The sequence below is a fragment of the Pedobacter sp. 05T44 genome (assembly GCF_056395985.1).
On sequence record NZ_JBFTKO010000007.1, the window covers coordinates 183,626 to 200,301 of the forward strand.

Here is a 16,676-nt window from a genome sequence, read left to right on the forward strand (position 1 = left end):
CAAATTACATCGTTGGCTTGATTACCTTTGATGTGTGAAAAACATCTTTATAGGTTTACTGTTCGCTATGTTGTGGGCTTCAGCATCTGTAGCTACAAAATTTGGCATTTTATCTGCGCCTCCATTGGTCCTGGCAAATATTCGTTTTTTCCTGGCAGGGCTTGTATTACTCTCATTTGGATATATATTTAATAAATCCTATAAATTACCTAATGCCGAAGAATGGAAGCACCTTTCAATATTTGGCCTTTTAAATACCACCGTTTATCTTGGCCTGTACGTATGTGCGATGAAATATACCGCAGCAGGTATAGGCAGTTTGGCTACATCTACAAACCCACTATTAATTGTACTATTGTCTTCCTGGCTAATTGGCCGTAAACCATCAAAAGAAGAAATATTTAGCATTATAATAGGTATGGCAGGTATTGGAATTGCCACCTATCCACTGTTAAAAGATAGCAGTACAACTATATTGGGAATCAGCTTATTGATGTTAAGTATGGTCTGTGTATCTTTTGCAAGTGTATACTACGCAAGAGTGAAATGGAAGCTCCCCAACATTTTGATCAATGGGTGGCAGGTGGCGCTAGGGGGAATATTTCTGCTCCCATTTACCTTTTTCTTTAGTGATTTCTCATTGATACGAATGGACAACAGGCTTATATTCTCTGCTTTATGGCTTAGCCTTGCAGTGTCTGTAATAGGGCTTATATGTTGGTTCTACTTATTAAAAATAGATACGGTTAAAGCTTCACTATGGCTGTTTCTATGTCCACTTTTCGGTTTCTTTTATGCCTGGTGGTTAATGGACGAGCCTATTACCATGTACACAGTTGCAGGCACTTTGCTTGTTGTTTTCGGATTATATCTTGGCCAGAGAAAAAAATTAAGCAGAAGTATTAATTAGCAGTAAACAGATCATACCTTACCAAACAATAGAACATATTTTACACCCCTTACACAATAAAATATGTTAAAATATGTTAAATAGGTATAACTGACTTAGTCATGAAAGCAATAAAACTATTTTTCTTTTCAGGTTCCTTGCTTAGGCGGTTCAGCCTAACTAAAATCTACTACTGGTTTAACAAGTAATATTTTGAATAGACAAAATGCTTGTTAAGCAGTATTTATTACTTTTACCTCATTGATGTTATTATAAACACCACATGTCGCAGGGATTCTCCTGCATAGGTAAAGTGTTATAAAATCTGTTGACTAACTTTATGAATATTTTAAAACTAACCAGGCACATTGCTGCCTTAGGAATTCTTGCGACCGGCTATACGGCTAGTGCTCAATCTCCCGCAAAATTTATTGACCCGACCAACATGGATCTCAGCGTAAAACCTGGAGATGATTTTTACACATATGCCAGCGGCACATGGATTAAAAACAATCCTGTTCCTGCAAAAGAAACACGTTGGGGCAGTTTCAATGTATTAAGAGATTTTAATATAAATGCAGTAAAAGGACTTGTAGAAGATGCTGCTGCTGATAAAACAGCTCCGGTAGGATCAGTAAAAAAACGTGTAGGTGATTTCTTTGCCGCCGCAATGGACAGCATAGCAATTGAAAAACTGGGTTATAGTCCAATTAAAGCTGACCTGGAAAAAGTTAAACAACTTAAAACTGTTCAGGATATTTTAGACCATACGGTATATATGCGCGTAAGCGGGCTTGCTTCTCCCATGTTTGGATTTAGTGTCGGTCAGGATAGAAAAAACGTAACAAAATACCTTCCTCAACTTGGACAGGGAGGCACTACACTTCCTGATCGCGATTACTATTTGAAGGATGATAGCAGGAGTGTAAAGATTCGTGAGGCATATACAACCTACATGACTACCCTTTTTGGTTTAATTGGCTACAATAATACAGAAGGTCAGAAAAAAGCAGCAACGGTAATGTCGATAGAAAAGAAATTTGCAGATGCTCAAATGTCTCGTGTAGAAATGCGCGATCCATATAAAACCTATAATAAGTTTACTGTTGCAAACTTTAGCAAAACCACTCCATCTGTAGACTGGGCAAAAATGCTGCTTAAACTAAAAGTAAGCGGTCAGGATACGATACTTGTTTCTGCGCCAAAATTCTTTGTGACTTTTGACGAAATGCTAAAGAGTGTTTCATTAAAAGATTGGAAAACATACCTGGAATGGAATGTATTAAAAAATGCTGCTCCTAACCTAAGTTCACCTTTTGTGGCCGCAAACTTTGCTTTTAATCAGGTACAAAGCGGACAAAAAGTTCAAACTCCAAGATGGCAAAGAATGTCGCAATTAACAGATGGCACAATTGGAGAATTATTAGGACAACTATACGTAGCCAAATATTTTAAGCCAGATGCAAAACTGCGTATGACCGAGCTCATCAGTAACCTTAGAAAAGCATTTGAGATCAGGATTAAAAATCTGGACTGGATGAGTGCTGCAACAAAAGAAAAAGCACTTGCCAAACTAAATGCATTTGTGCCAAAAATAGGATATCCTGAAAAGTGGAAGAATTATGATGGTTTGGTTATAAGCCGTGCTGCCTATTTCCAGAACTTAAGAAATGCAGGTGCGTGGGGGTATAAAGAATCAATAGATCAGTTAGGCAAACCTGTTGACCGTACACGTTTTGGAATGACCCCGCCAACCGTTAATGCCTACTATAGCCCAACAATGAACGAGATTGTGTTTCCCGCCGGGATTCTTCAGTTCCCGTTCTTTGATCCAAATGCTGATGATGCGGTTAATTATGGTGGTATTGGTGCTGTAATTGGACATGAAATGTCTCACGGATTTGATGATTCAGGAAGCCAGTATGATAAAGATGGTAATCTTCGTAACTGGTGGACTGACGAAGATAAGACTAAATTTGAAGCAAAAACCAAAGCTTTAGGAGAGCAATTTGATGCATATACTGTATTAGATACCATCCACGTAATAGGAAAACTAACGATGGGAGAAAATATAGGTGACCTTGGCGGCCTTAATGCTGCATATACAGCATTTAAATTAACTAAACAGGGTCAGTCAAATGAAAAGATTGATGGTTTTACACCAGATCAGCGTTTCTTCCTATCATGGGCACAGGTTTGGCGAGGTAACATTTTACCTGAAAGTGCAGCGCAGCTGATTAAAACAGATCCGCACTCGCCAGGACCTTACAGAACCATTGGCGCACCTGTAAATATGGATGCGTGGTATGAGGCATTTGACGTTAAACCAGGTGATAAATTATATAAGAAACCTGAAAACAGAATTAGAATTTGGTAAATACATAATATAATGGCGCTTGCAAAAGCGCCATTATATTAGTTTTTTGCTTTATCGTATACTAAATCAGTGAGTTGATCGAGTGATTTTAATATTCGATCCATATCATTCGGATTATTAATATCAATACCACAAAATGGATTTCCGCTAGCCTTAGACTGTAATACCATAAAAATTATACCTGCTACCTGCAATGCCATTATCGCACGAAAGTCAACACCTGATTTTTCGAAATTCGGAAGAAGTAGTTTAAAAACTTCCTCACCAAAAGCTTCCCGCTTTAAACCAACCTCCTTCATCAGTTTACTTTTTTCACTGGTTTCCCAGATAACGATCTTCTGCATTTCCTCTTCAGTGTAAAAAAAACTAAGGTGAGTTTTTAATATTGTCTTAACCATAGGCCGGCCACCATCAATTTGAGATTCGGCCATAAGTCTTTCCATGTCTCCAGATAAACTAATCCAATAATCTTTTGTCTTTACATAGGTTTCTATCAAATTATTTACATTGTTATCAAAATACCTATAAATCAACTTCTTATTGACCTCTGCTTTTTTAGCAATATTGTTAACACCTAATGCCGTATACCCCTCATTCTTAATAATTTCACCTACCGCAGCAATCAATTTAAGCATAGTTCTTTCCTTATCTCTAATTGCTCCGGCTATACGTTTTCTAGGTTTCTCCATGGGCTAAAAATAAGAAAAAAATGTGTATGTCACCACTTTGCAAAATTCTAACAACTATTTTTGAGAAAGTTTATGTACCTAAATAACCAAATTAACATCTCTCACTATGAATTACATACCGGAACCTTTACCAGACCTAAAAGCCATTAGAATTTCGAACCTGGCTGCAGGAGACATTATAGTCAATCTGGGCACCCTCCTCGAAATCATTGAAAATGAAGACTCTTTCTCGTTAGTTATAGATAGAATGGAACAAAGACAAGTCTGGAATTTTAATAAAACTGAAGAATTAATCATTAAATCCGACTAATAAAGAAGAAATCAAATTATTAACTCAACGCTCAACAATTCAAATGACCAGGAAGGAATTTCGGGTCATTTTTATTTTATAGAAATTCATAATTAATATCGTAAAGGCATATTTTCACTTTTTTTTAATATTCGCTGTAACCTTTCGCACCATTCCTGCATCTTATAAATAACTAAATAAGAATCACAAAAACCATTCACATATTCGATTAATATGCTTAAAAGCGTATGTGGAAAAAGTATGCCATTATGAAACCTGATAAATACATTCTACTTCTCGCCATATTTGCCTTTACGCTGACTTTTACAGTCGCGAATGCGCAATCAGACAATACAACCGGAGAAATATCCGGTAAGGTGTTAGACGAACAGCAAAAGGCATTTCCGTATGCCACCATTAGCTTGTTAAATGCCAAAGATTCAACCACTGTAAAAGGGACACTTACTTCCGACAATGGAACCTATCAGTTAAAAGAAATTAAACAAGGGAATTATCTTATTGCCATTTATGTAGTTGGTTACAAAAAGGTATTTAAGGGGCCTTATTCTATAAGTTCAAGCAAAAAAACTCACGATCTAGGCAATGTTCAATTGGCTACCGATGCAAAAGAGCTTAAAGGTGTTGAAATTGTTAAACAAAAACCCCTGATAGAAAGACAGATTGATAAAACAGTCATAAATGTAGAAAATAGCGCATTGGCAGCTGGTAATACGGCTCTGGATATTTTACAGAAGTCGCCTGGAGTTACTGTCGACAAAGATGGCAAAATTAGCTTAAAGGGTAAACAGGGTGTTACCGTAATGCTTGATGGCAAACCTACCTACCTATCTTCAGAACAATTAGCCAATCTTCTTAGATCTACTGAGGGAAATGCAATCCAATCTATCGAATTAATTACCAACCCCTCTGCAAAATATGACGCCGCCGGTAACTCTGGGATCATCAATATTAAACTAAAAAAGAACAGAAATTATGGTACTAATGGCTCTATACTTGGAGGTGTTGGTTACGGAAGATATTACAAGGCAAATGGTGGTTTAAACCTAAATCATCGTGAAAAAAAAATCAATATTTTTGGAAATTACGATTACGGACGCAATAAAGGGTTTGGCAGCACAGATATTGCCAGGGTAAACAATACCGCAACGGATCAAACCTATTTTGATCAAACAAATATGAACATACGACGCAGAAACAACAGCAATTATAAAGGCGGGATAGACTATTTCATCAATGACAAGAACACAATTGGTTTTGCTTTTAATGGATATAATGCAAACGGAAAAAATGCATCAGATGTGCTTACATTGATCGGTGATCAGCCTTCCAAAACAGATTCATCAGTAGTTGCTCAAAACCCTAACAGGTATAAATACACCGGCATGTCGTACAACCTGAATTATAAAGGGACAATAGACACCCTGGGACAGGAAATAAGCATAGATGCTGATTACTCCGAACATATAGGAAGACAGGATAACAATTTCAACAATAGATATTTAAACAACCAAGGTCTGCCTGCCAAACCTGATTATATTTTTAGAAATGCTACACCATCCACGACCAAAATATGGGCAGGAAAAACAGATTACACCTACCCTATTAACAAAGAGATGAAACTTGAAGTTGGCTTAAAATCGAGTTTTGTAGAAACAGACAACAACTTCATCTTTGAGAACTACGAAAACAACCAGTGGCAAAACGATGTTAAGCGCAGTAATCAATTCCTTTACGATGAAAATATCAATGCTGCCTATGCTAACCTCAACAAAAAATTTAAAACTACTTCTGTACAATTAGGATTAAGAGCTGAACAAACCAACTCAAAAGGAAATTCTGTTACAGAACAAAAGATTGTAAACAGACATTACCTTAATCTGTTCCCAAGCATTTTTATAAACCAGGAACTATCTAAAGATCATGAAATGGGCCTCTCTTACAGCAGAAGAATTGACCGTCCAGATTATGGTTCATTAAATCCATTTATCTATTACCTTGATTTGTATTCTTACAGGTTTGGGAATCCATTCTTAAAACCTCAATACACTAATGCTTTCGAGCTATCCTATTCTTACAAAAAAACATTAAACGTAACATTTGGGTATAGCCATACCACTGATGTAATGTCTGATGTTCTATTAACAGATACGGCTAAAAAAACAATTTTCATTTCTAATCAGAACCTTGCTACGCAAGATGCATACAACCTGAACATTAGTTATCCAATACAAATAACCAAGTGGTGGAGCAGTAATAACAACTTTACCGGATTCTACAACAATTTCAAAACTCCAGATCTTTTAGGCCAACCGTTTCAAAGTGGAAGAGTTGCATTTAACTTTAATACAACACAGACCATTACTGTAAATCCGTCATTAAATATAGAATGGTCTGGCTTTTATCAATCTAAACAAGTTTACGGAACAATATTAATAGACCCTCAGTACGGTATTGACCTTGGTATAAATAAATCTTTCATGGATAAAAAATTGAGTATCAAACTTGCTGCCAATGACTTGTTTAAAATGCAAAAAAGTGTAATTACAAGTGCACTGTCTTCACAAAACTATGTAGTTAATGAAAGATGGGAAAGTCAGGTATTCCGCTTAACATGTACATACCGATTTGGAAGTAACGATATTAAAGCAGCCCGTCAGCGCTCAGGTAGTTCCGAGTCAGAAGGCCGCAGGGTTAAATCCGGCAAATAGTAACTAATTATATTTCTCCCGAACCTTTTTACTAAGCTTTCTTAGTACAAAGGTTCGGGATTCTGCAACACGGCTTTTCAATTCAGGATCAGGCAATACGTCCAAACTATCTAAAGATATCCACTGGCGTTTTGCCATGTGATAAGCTTGCTGAATACCCGGTCTTGCCACCAGCATATCAAACTCATCCGGATCACATTTAATAGAAAACCTTCCTTCTTCAAGAGACATAATCACATAAATTTTTTCTTCAATCATAAAACACAGGTGATCCCACTTCATACCTTCAGTAGTTCCCTTTAGGCTCAGGCAATAATCTCTAAATGTTTCAATATCCATAGCAAGCAATTAAGGTCTAAAGTTAAAAACTATTTTATCTAAGTTTGCACTGATGAATAAACTTATCCAAACCGCTGATGGTTCAAACACACTATACAACGAAAGTATTGGCGAAAATTATCATTCCAAACACGGTGCTTTGCAGGAAAGCAAACATGTATTTATTGATGCCGGTTTAAAGCATGCAATAGCCAGCTTTCCGGATAAAGAAATATCTGTTTTGGAGGTTGGCTTTGGCACAGGACTTAACTTTTTAATGAGCATTTCTCATTGTGCCGAACATCAGATAAAGCTTCAATATATTGGCCTGGAGGCCTTTCCATTAAGAATTGAAGAATTAGAATCAACAGGCTATGCCGCATACGTACCCGATACTGTTTGGAACAGTTTGATTGACAATTATGGAAAAGCATTACTGCAGGCAGTAACCATGCTTCCAGACCAACAGCTTAAAATTGTACAAACATATCTTCACAGGTTCCAGACTGAACAAAGATTTGACCTCATTTACTTTGATGCTTTTTCTGTTCAGCATCAACCCGAAATGTGGACAGACGAGATTATTGCACATACTTGCCAATTTTTAAAACCGGGAGGCATATTCGTTACATATGCAATTACCGGAAAACTTAAACGTGCACTCAAATCAGTAGGTTTTACCATAGAAAAGCTTCCCGGAGCACCGGGAAAGCGAGAAATGCTAAGAGCAACTAAAGCAATTGAACCCAAATAATTATTATAAATTACAAACCACCGACTATATTAGAAACACCATGCTGTTAAATTTGTTAAGTAAGTAATAATGCGCTCGCACAACCTACCTTAACAACAGAAATTACAGCGATGAAAAAAAGAAAATTAGGAAACTCCGATTTATTTGTTTACCCAATAGCCTTTGGGGGAAATGTATTTGGCTGGACCGCGGATGAAAAGAAATCATTCGAAATACTTGATGGCTTTACCGATGCAGGCTTTAACTTTATAGACACCGCAGATGTATATTCTGCCTGGGTACCCGGAAACACCGGTGGGGAATCTGAGACAATAGTCGGAAACTGGATGTCGCAGAGAAATAACAGAGACAAAATTATACTTGCCACAAAAGTTGGTGCCCCAATGGGACCTGATAAAAAGGGCTTGTCTAAAAAGTATATCTTTCAGGCTGTAGAAGACTCCTTAAGAAGATTAAAAACAGACTACATAGATCTTTATCAATCTCATTACGATGATCCTGACACACCAATACAAGAAACACTTGAGGCATATCATCAATTAATAAAAGAAGGCAAGGTTCGATGGATTGGCGCTTCCAACTTAACACCGGAGCGCTTAACTGAATCGTTGGAAATAGCAAAAAAATTCAATCTCCCTAAATATCAAACCTTACAGCCAGAATACAACTTATACCAACGCGAGGGTTACGAAAAAAACTTCGAACAAATTGTACAGGATAATGATTTAGGTACAATTAACTATTATGCTCTGGCAAGTGGCTTTTTAACCGGAAAATACCGTTCAGTAGAAGACCTTAATAAAAGTCAGCGGGGTGGTGCAGTTAAAAATTACTTGAATGAAAGAGGATTTAAAATTTTAAAAGCCCTTGATGATGTATCAGAACAATACAGTGCAGATCAGGCAAGTATAGCACTGGCCTGGCTTATTGCACGTCCATCCATAACTGCACCAATTGCAAGCGTTACCAGTTTAGACCAGCTCGAAGATCTTAAGAAAGCCGCAACATTAAAACTAAATGTTGAGGATATTGCAATCCTTGACGAAGCCAGTGCCTGGGAATAACCTTTAATTCTTTTAATAAAAACAAACGCCCCGCTAAATATTTGGCAGGGCGTTTGTTTTTAGTTAATTTTCCTATGTTAAACTTTTCTAACTGGCTTAATAAATCATCTATGAGAAACATCACGCTCCCTTTTTACGCTAAACTTGCTTTGGTGCTATTTGCAATCATCTGTTTAGGGTACCTCGCCATTTTAGGACAAACATTACTTGCGCCACTGCTAACGTCATTCTTGCTGGCTTTACTGTTATTACCTCTTTCTAATTTTCTGGAACAAAAATGGCGCTTTAAAAGGAGTCTGGCTGCAATCGTATCTGTGATACTCATGATCGCTTTTATATCTAGCATACTATATTTTTTGGCAAACCAGCTTACCGATCTCTGGCAAGACTGGCCTGCGCTTAAAAAGCAAGGAGAAACTTCATTTCACGACATCCAGAATTGGATTTCAAATACCTTTAACATCAATACAAAAAAGCAGATAGACTATTTAAGAGATAGTACCAGTGCGGCACTTTCCACCAGCGCCACTGTTTTAGGCGCTACATTACTTACCCTGTCTTCAACGCTGCTTTTTCTGTCTTTTCTATTACTTTTTACCTTTTTCATCTTAAACTATCGTAAAGTACTTTTCACCTTTTTAACCGCTGTATTTGAAGAACAACATGCAGATAAGGTAGGAGAAATTGTAAGGCGCATACAATATATCATCAAAAAATATATCACCGGATTATTCCTGCAAATGCTCATCGTTACCTTATTAATGATCTTAGTACTTTGGGTATTAAATGTAAAGTATGCGGTGTTACTTGGTCTGATTGCCGGCATTTTCAACATCATCCCCTATATAGGCATCTTTACCGCGTTGCTGATCAGTGCGCTGATTACTTTTGCTACTGCAGGCGCAGCCAAGATGTTACTTGTGGTGGTTGCCTTTGCAGGTGTTCATGCCCTGGATGGCAATGTATTAATGCCATTGGTTGTAGGTTCAAAGGTAAAGATAAATGCACTATTTGCCTTTATAGGCATAGTAGTTGGCGAAATGATATGGGGCATATCAGGTATGTTCTTATGTATTCCCTACATGGCAATGCTAAAAATTATATTTGATCGTGTAGATTCTTTAAAACCATGGGGAGTTTTACTTGGCGGAGAAGAAAAGCCGCATAAAAAACGTAAGATATATCGAATCACAAAGAATATTAAGCTCGAAGAACAGGAATAAAAACAAATTTTAATAGCTTGATAAATGCCCGAAAACAGAACGCCGCATATACTTAATACCTCTGCAACCTTACTGGGTTTGTGCTTTATTGTATTGACCTCTCTTAAGGTCGCAAAAATGAGCGACAGTACAATCATTGACGAAACAACAGCTCTTGCAATTATATTATTTATGACGGCCTGTATTTTATCATTTCTTTCCATGAAAAGAAGAGGTCCCTCGAACTATCCTTTAGAGAGAGCTGCCGATATTATATTTTTATTAGGCCTTGTTGTTCTTTTTTTAACCACAATGATGGTTACCTTTAACGTCATAAAATAAACACCCAATGCCTAATAATATACCTCCTGTTACTGCAAACGATCCTGCCTCGGCATTTCAAAGACTACTTACAGTGTTAGATACATTACGCACACAATGCCCATGGGATAAAAAACAAACCATGGAAACGCTGCGACATTTAACTATTGAGGAAACCTATGAGCTATCTGATGCTATCCTTGAAGGAGACCTTGACGAGGTAAAAAAAGAGCTGGGAGATGTAATGATGCACCTTGTTTTTTACGCCCGCATAGCGTCAGAAACTAATGACTTTACCATAATTGATGTACTGAACAGTGTATGTGATAAATTAATTAGCAGACACCCGCACATCTATGGAGATGTTGAGGTACAAGATGAGCACGATGTAAAACGAAACTGGGAGCAACTAAAACTTAAAGAAGGAAACAAATCTGTTTTATCGGGGGTACCCGCTGGTCTGCCGTCTCTGGTAAAAGCAAGTCGCATTCAGGAAAAAGCAAGAGGTGTTGGCTTTGATTGGGACAATAAGGAACAGGTTTGGGAAAAGGTTGAAGAAGAGTTGCAGGAATTTAAAGATGAGTATAATGTAGTAGATGGTGCCGCTATAGATATAGAAAAAGCAGAAAGTGAATTTGGCGACCTACTGTTCTCTTTAATTAATTACGCTCGTTTCATTAACATCAATCCTGAGAACGCATTAGAAAAAACCAACAAAAAATTCATTAAGCGCTTTCAATATCTTGAAAGCAAAGCCAAAGAAAATGGCAAAGCACTGAATGATATGACACTGGCAGAAATGGATATTTACTGGAATGAGGCCAAGAGCTTGAAGTAACAATTTCATTTTACTAAAAAAAGCATATCAATCGTTTGCACTCAAACTAACAAGCTCATATACTGCCACTTACAATAATCCAAAAAATTAAATAGACATAACCTTAGTTTGGGCACCCATTCCTCTTTTAAAAAGGAGTTAAAACCTCCTATTTTGCGTTAAAACCTAAAAAATGCCCTGATAATCAGACAACGTAACTGGTTACAATAAGTGATTAATTTAACGTTAAATTAATCACTTATTAAATTCCGATAGTAATTCAGTAAAAAACTGCCAGAACAAACGTTTGCGCAATTTTTACATTACAATTGAACGGCCCCTCACTGTTTTTAGCTCTACCTTCACTCTTAATACTTTATATCAGTTTATGCACTCAAAAGCATAAATCTGATTGGGAAAAACTAAACAAAACTAAACTAAAATGATAATGAAATTTCATAGGGCTCTCCTTATTGACTTTTTTCATTTCTACCCCGACAGTTATTTCGCTGGGCCATGTTTTTTAACAAAAACACACCTAAAATCTGCCAGCTTCCTTTTTAAAACTAAAACAACAAACATATAAACCAATAAATATGAAATCTAAATTTCTACTATTTTCACTATTAATAACATTTCTCCTCTCTATAGAGGGTTATGCCCAAACAGGGATTAAAGTAAGCGGAAAAGTTTCGGATGCCAAAGGAGAAGGCATCCCGGGAGTTAGTGTTAAAGTAAAAGGTGGTAAAGTAGGTGCCCTTACCGATGGTTCCGGTAATTATGCGCTTACTGCACCAGATGCACAAAGCATTCTGCAATTCTCGTTTATCGGTTTCGATTCTCAGGAATTTACTGTTGGATCTAAAACACAAATAAATGTAACCTTAAAAGAAACTCAAAATGAACTTGAGCAGGTAGTTGTGGTAGGTTACGGTACATCAAAGAAGAAAGACCTTACCGGTGCGATTAGCTCTATTTCAAAAGAAAGCTTAAACTTAGGGGGTGTTACTTCAAACGTTGCACAAGCCATTCAGGGTCGTGCTTCGGGTGTACAGGTTACTCAAGCTAGTTCAGCACCGGGAGGTACAAGTATTATCCGCATCAGGGGTGGTAATTCAGTAAAATCTACTAACGAACCTTTGTACGTAGTTGATGGTTTTATTACAGACAATGGTAAAGATATTTCGCCAAGTGACATTGAAGACATTCAAATCTTAAAAGATGCATCTGCTACGGCTATTTATGGTTCCAGGGGTGCAAATGGAGTTGTTCTAATTTCAACAAAAAGAGGTAAATCAGGAAAAGCATCAGTAGAACTAGAAAGCTATTATGGAACTCAACGGATCAAGAACAGACCTGATTTAATGAACGCGACTGACTACAAAGCTATTGCTAACGCAAAAGCAATTGAGCAAGGAAACCCGCCAGAATATACTGCCGAAGATTTAGAGAGTTCTACTAATACTGATTGGTTTAGTCTTGCTACAAGAAATGCCACAGTACAAAGCCATAACTTAAACATCAGCGGTGGTAATGAAGATACACGTATCTCTATCTCAGGAAATTATTTCGGACAAGTAGGTGCATTAAAGAAAACAGATTTCGATCGTTACTCTGGTCGTTTCAACATAGATCAAAAAGTTGGTAAAAGATTTAAAGCTGGCGCGAATATATATGCTGCCAGATCATTTTCGCAATTTAAAACTTACGACGGAAACATAGTACCATCTAACGTATTATATGGTATTATGTTCACTTCTCCGGCTATTGCTCCATACAATGCAGACGGAACATATGCTCGTAGAAATGGGAAAGATAATCCTTTAGCTTGGTTACTTGAACCCACTAACGATCGTTACAACAATAGAATGACTGCTAACATTTTTGGTGACCTGCAAATTCTTGACGAGCTTACCTTACATATTAGTGGAGGAACAGAATTTTCAGCAACTAAAGAAGGAACTTACCTACCTACTACTCTTGTCTCAGGAGAAAAGGTTCAGGGACAGGCTTCGGTGAATGAACTAAATTCTACCCGTAATTTAATGGAAACTTATCTTACCTATAAAAAGGTATTTAATGAGATACATTCATTTACCGCATTAGCAGGATTTTCTTATCAGTTCGATCAAAATGAAAGACATTATACTCAGGTACAAAAATTCACTACTGATAAGTACCTTTATAACAATCTTGATGGTGCTGCTGAAAGAATTAAAGCTATTACTGATAAGCAAGAAGCAATAATGTATTCTTATTTCGGTCGTTTAAATTATGCTTTAAAAGACAAATATCTGGCTACATTCACTATCCGTCAGGATGTTTCATCAAAATTCTCTTCAAAAAACAGAATAGGATATTATCCATCAGGATCATTAGCCTGGAGAGTTAGCGATGAAGATTTCATGAAGGATAATAAGATCTTTTCTAACTTAAAAGTTAGAATGGGATACGGTGGAACAGGTAACGACCGGGTAAACAACTACGTATACATGAGTACATTTGGGCCAACCGGAGTTTCATTAAGCGAAGAAAGTGACCTATACGGCGGTGTTGTTGGCACCCGTTTACCTAATCCCAACTTAAAATGGGAAAGTAATTATCAATTTGATGCAGGTGTAGACATGGGCTTTTTAAATGACCGCTTAAGTGTTACAGCTGATTATTATCGCAAAACAACAAAAAACCTTCTGCTAGATATTCCAATTGAACAAATCTATGGATTCAACTCTCAGTTAATCAATGGTGGATCACTTCAAAATCAAGGAATCGAGCTTTCTATCAACAGCAGAAACGTTGAGAATGATAACATGACATGGAATACCACTTTAAACATTGCTTATAACAAACAAAAAGCAATAAATCTAAACGACAGACCATACATTATTTCTCAAACAGCTAATCCCGATGGAGCTGTGCCAGCAGCTGATTTCACCAAGCTAGCTGTAGGTAGAGAATTAAGTGAACTATATGGCTATGTTTATGATGGAGTAATTAAGACAGGCGAGGTTTATGCTGCTCAACCCCTATCTAAACCTGGAGATCCAAAATATAAAGATTTAAATGGTGATGGAGCAATTACCGCTGATGATCGCAAGGTACTAGGAAACGCTTACCCTCATTATGTTTTAGGGTTTAATAACAGCTTCACATATAAAGGTCTTGAACTTGGCATATTCTTCCAAGGTGCTTTTGGATCTGATCTTTATAATATGAATCGCTTGTTATTGGAAACTTACACAGGTACAGATGCATTACAGCGCTGGACCCCTCAAAACAACAATACTGATGTACCTAGAAATGGATATTTTACCTCAAAATATGGTGGCTATATCAACTCTAGATTCGTAGAGAACGCGTCATATGTGAAACTGAAAAACTTAAGTATTGGCTATAACATTCCAACTTCAAAAATTGGATTCTTAAAAGGTATTAGTACTGCTAAGATATATTTTAATGCACAAGATTTGTTTACCATCACCAAATATACTGGTTCAGATCCTGAAGTAAATTCGAATAACAGTGATACTGATCCCAATAGCACTAATTTAAGAGCTGGTCTGGATTTCAATGCGTATCCGGCTTACCGTTCTTTCACTCTTGGTCTTAAATTAAATTTCTAACCTATTACAATTGTCAATTATGAAACGTACTATAATTTTATTCTCAGCTTGCATAATAGGTCTTGCTTCATGTAAAAGAATCGCAGAGCCTACGGTCTATAGCATCCTAACAGAAGCAAATGCTTTTCAAACAAAGGCCGATGCAGTAGCCGCTGTAAACGGAATCTATGCAAGGTTAAAACAGCCTAGTGGTGTTAGCGATTCCTACCAATACTATGCTGGTTTTCAAATGGCCATAACAGATTTCACAACAGATATTGGTCATTCTTTTCAATCAGGAGATATCTCACAACTTTCTGACGCACAATGGTCAACCAACAATAAATATATCAACTTCGCCTATCAACATCAATATAAGCTTATTTCAGATGCAAATACTGCGCTCTTCAACATCCCAAAGATCAAAACGCTTACTGAAACACAATTGAATCAATATTTCTCCGAAATCAAATTCCTTCGTGCATTGGCTTATATAGATCTAACAGATGAATTTGGCCCGGTTATCCTAACTACCGAAGAAAATCTAAAAAATCCAGATTACACCACAAAAGTGCCTCCTGCAAGTCTGGAAGTTATCAATGCGTTCTTAATAAGTGATCTGGAATCGGCCGCAGCAAACCTCCCTGTTAATTACGAAGGAAAAGCCATTTACCCTACCAATGATGTTGGTCGGGCTACTAAAGGCGCTGCACTTTCGTTGCTTACCAAACTGTATATGCGCGAGCATCAATGGCAAAAAGCTTTAGAGACAATCCAAAAGATAGAAGACTTACATCAATATGAATTATATCCTACCTATGCAGGCCTTTTTGCGGAAAGCAACAAATGGTGTAAAGAATCAATTTTTAGTTCACTTGCTGACGCATTAAATGACGCCACCGAATTAATGAACCACTTTGGTCCATTAAATAATCCGGTTGTAACAGATCGCTGGCAATATTATGCTGTAAGCTGGAGTTTCTGGAACTCATATGCACCAAATGATGAGCGTCGTGAAATGTTTTTTTATGACTATAAGGGTACCGATGGTTTACAATACATGCAAGCCCCTGCCGGACAAACTACACCTCCAAAAGGCAAATACTACTTACCAGATGTTGCTACCAAAAAATATGCAGATCCGGCAGGTTCTAAAACCTATTATGATGGCCATGGTATTCCAATTCTACGATATGCAGATATCGTACTTTGCAAAGCAGAAGCATTAAACGAAATAAACGGACCTACACAGGCAAGTATTGACTTGATTAACTCGGTAAAAGCACGTTCAAAAGCCACGCTACTTGGCGCCCCAGGCACTTATACTAAAGATAGCCTTCGCGACAAGATCTTACAGGAGCGCGGTTGGGAATTCTTCTTTGAGTGTAAACGCAGAGTAGATTTAATCCGTATGGGCAAATACCAGGAAGTAGTTAACACTTATCTGAAATCGGTTGGCAAACCAGCTTCTATAGATATTGCCAAACACAAGTATTTCCCTTATCCTCAAACTCAGGTCGATTTAAATCCGAACCTGAGCAATGCAGGAAGACTTTAATAATTAATAAATTTAATCGGGATACAGCAACCTACACGGTATTGTATCCCGTTTTTTGTTTCTATAC

13 protein-coding genes are annotated in these 16,676 nt (G+C 37.2%); 11 read left to right on the forward strand and 2 right to left on the reverse strand.

Annotated features, from left to right (window positions below; genetic code table 11):
- The first annotated feature begins 34 nt into the window (after window positions 1-34).
- Window positions 35-910, forward strand: coding sequence for a DMT family transporter (locus tag AC1DDK_RS13430; RefSeq protein ID WP_172659489.1), 876 nt, complete (start codon window positions 35-37; stop codon window positions 908-910).
- A 319-nt stretch (window positions 911-1,229) separates the two neighbouring features.
- The gene (locus AC1DDK_RS13435; protein WP_337716382.1) at window positions 1,230-3,266 is read left to right on the forward strand and encodes a M13 family metallopeptidase; all 2,037 of its coding nucleotides are present in this window, start codon (window positions 1,230-1,232) and stop codon (window positions 3,264-3,266) included.
- 38 nt (window positions 3,267-3,304) lie between these two features.
- Here the strand turns inward: AC1DDK_RS13435 and AC1DDK_RS13440 are convergent, their stop codons facing one another.
- Window positions 3,305-3,955 carry a TetR/AcrR family transcriptional regulator gene (locus AC1DDK_RS13440; RefSeq protein ID WP_337716380.1) on the reverse strand — a complete coding sequence of 217 codons (651 nt, stop codon included), beginning with the start codon at window positions 3,953-3,955 and terminating at the stop codon, window positions 3,305-3,307.
- A 106-nt stretch (window positions 3,956-4,061) separates the two neighbouring features.
- On the opposite strand from AC1DDK_RS13440, the gene AC1DDK_RS13445 reads away from it, so the two are divergent.
- Window positions 4,062-4,265 carry a hypothetical protein gene (locus AC1DDK_RS13445; protein WP_172659485.1) on the forward strand — a complete coding sequence of 68 codons (204 nt, stop codon included), beginning with the start codon at window positions 4,062-4,064 and terminating at the stop codon, window positions 4,263-4,265.
- A gap of 248 nt (window positions 4,266-4,513) precedes the next feature.
- Window positions 4,514-6,973, forward strand: coding sequence for a TonB-dependent receptor (locus tag AC1DDK_RS13450; RefSeq protein ID WP_288881139.1), 2,460 nt, complete (start codon window positions 4,514-4,516; stop codon window positions 6,971-6,973).
- A gap of 3 nt (window positions 6,974-6,976) precedes the next feature.
- On the opposite strand, the gene AC1DDK_RS13455 is transcribed toward AC1DDK_RS13450, so the two are convergent.
- Complete coding sequence (locus tag AC1DDK_RS13455; protein ID WP_288881142.1) at window positions 6,977-7,312, reverse strand: MmcQ/YjbR family DNA-binding protein; 336 nt, start codon at window positions 7,310-7,312, stop codon at window positions 6,977-6,979.
- A gap of 52 nt (window positions 7,313-7,364) precedes the next feature.
- Between AC1DDK_RS13455 and mnmC2 the strand changes: the two genes are divergently transcribed.
- The 7 genes from mnmC2 (at window position 7,365) to AC1DDK_RS13490 (ending at window position 16,609) form a co-directional block, all read left to right on the forward strand.
- Window positions 7,365-8,045: a tRNA (5-methylaminomethyl-2-thiouridine)(34)-methyltransferase MnmC2 gene (gene mnmC2, locus AC1DDK_RS13460; RefSeq protein ID WP_288881144.1), complete on the forward strand. Its 681-nt coding sequence runs from the start codon at window positions 7,365-7,367 to the stop codon at window positions 8,043-8,045.
- A 110-nt stretch (window positions 8,046-8,155) separates the two neighbouring features.
- The gene (locus tag AC1DDK_RS13465; protein WP_288881146.1) at window positions 8,156-9,109 is read left to right on the forward strand and encodes an aldo/keto reductase; all 954 of its coding nucleotides are present in this window, start codon (window positions 8,156-8,158) and stop codon (window positions 9,107-9,109) included.
- 110 nt (window positions 9,110-9,219) lie between these two features.
- The gene (locus AC1DDK_RS13470) at window positions 9,220-10,332 is read left to right on the forward strand and encodes an AI-2E family transporter (protein WP_172659479.1); all 1,113 of its coding nucleotides are present in this window, start codon (window positions 9,220-9,222) and stop codon (window positions 10,330-10,332) included.
- 24 nt (window positions 10,333-10,356) lie between these two features.
- Complete coding sequence (locus AC1DDK_RS13475; protein ID WP_048907066.1) at window positions 10,357-10,653, forward strand: hypothetical protein; 297 nt, start codon at window positions 10,357-10,359, stop codon at window positions 10,651-10,653.
- 7 nt (window positions 10,654-10,660) lie between these two features.
- Window positions 10,661-11,470 (forward strand): nucleoside triphosphate pyrophosphohydrolase, encoded by an 810-nt coding sequence (gene mazG, locus AC1DDK_RS13480; protein WP_172659477.1) that lies wholly within the window; start codon window positions 10,661-10,663, stop codon window positions 11,468-11,470.
- Between the two features lie 575 nt (window positions 11,471-12,045).
- Complete coding sequence (locus AC1DDK_RS13485) at window positions 12,046-15,072, forward strand: SusC/RagA family TonB-linked outer membrane protein (RefSeq protein WP_172659476.1); 3,027 nt, start codon at window positions 12,046-12,048, stop codon at window positions 15,070-15,072.
- Window positions 15,073-15,091: 19 nt separating this feature from the next.
- Window positions 15,092-16,609: a RagB/SusD family nutrient uptake outer membrane protein gene (locus AC1DDK_RS13490; protein WP_288881153.1), complete on the forward strand. Its 1,518-nt coding sequence runs from the start codon at window positions 15,092-15,094 to the stop codon at window positions 16,607-16,609.
- Window positions 16,610-16,676 lie beyond the last annotated feature (67 nt).

Excerpts from the sequence above, each read along its gene's own strand:
- AC1DDK_RS13435 (WP_337716382.1), top strand. The coding sequence starts at position 1,230 with ATGAATATTTTAAAACTAACCAGGCACATTGCTGCCTTAGGAATTCTT.
- AC1DDK_RS13440 (WP_337716380.1), bottom strand. The coding sequence starts at position 3,955 with ATGGAGAAACCTAGAAAACGTATAGCCGGAGCAATTAGAGATAAGGAA.
- AC1DDK_RS13445 (WP_172659485.1), top strand. The coding sequence starts at position 4,062 with ATGAATTACATACCGGAACCTTTACCAGACCTAAAAGCCATTAGAATT.
- AC1DDK_RS13450 (WP_288881139.1), top strand. The coding sequence starts at position 4,514 with ATGAAACCTGATAAATACATTCTACTTCTCGCCATATTTGCCTTTACG.
- AC1DDK_RS13455 (WP_288881142.1), bottom strand. The coding sequence starts at position 7,312 with ATGGATATTGAAACATTTAGAGATTATTGCCTGAGCCTAAAGGGAACT.
- mnmC2 (WP_288881144.1), top strand. The coding sequence starts at position 7,365 with ATGAATAAACTTATCCAAACCGCTGATGGTTCAAACACACTATACAAC.
- AC1DDK_RS13465 (WP_288881146.1), top strand. The coding sequence starts at position 8,156 with ATGAAAAAAAGAAAATTAGGAAACTCCGATTTATTTGTTTACCCAATA.
- AC1DDK_RS13470 (WP_172659479.1), top strand. The coding sequence starts at position 9,220 with ATGAGAAACATCACGCTCCCTTTTTACGCTAAACTTGCTTTGGTGCTA.
- AC1DDK_RS13475 (WP_048907066.1), top strand. The coding sequence starts at position 10,357 with ATGCCCGAAAACAGAACGCCGCATATACTTAATACCTCTGCAACCTTA.
- mazG (WP_172659477.1), top strand. The coding sequence starts at position 10,661 with ATGCCTAATAATATACCTCCTGTTACTGCAAACGATCCTGCCTCGGCA.
- AC1DDK_RS13485 (WP_172659476.1), top strand. The coding sequence starts at position 12,046 with ATGAAATCTAAATTTCTACTATTTTCACTATTAATAACATTTCTCCTC.
- AC1DDK_RS13490 (WP_288881153.1), top strand. The coding sequence starts at position 15,092 with ATGAAACGTACTATAATTTTATTCTCAGCTTGCATAATAGGTCTTGCT.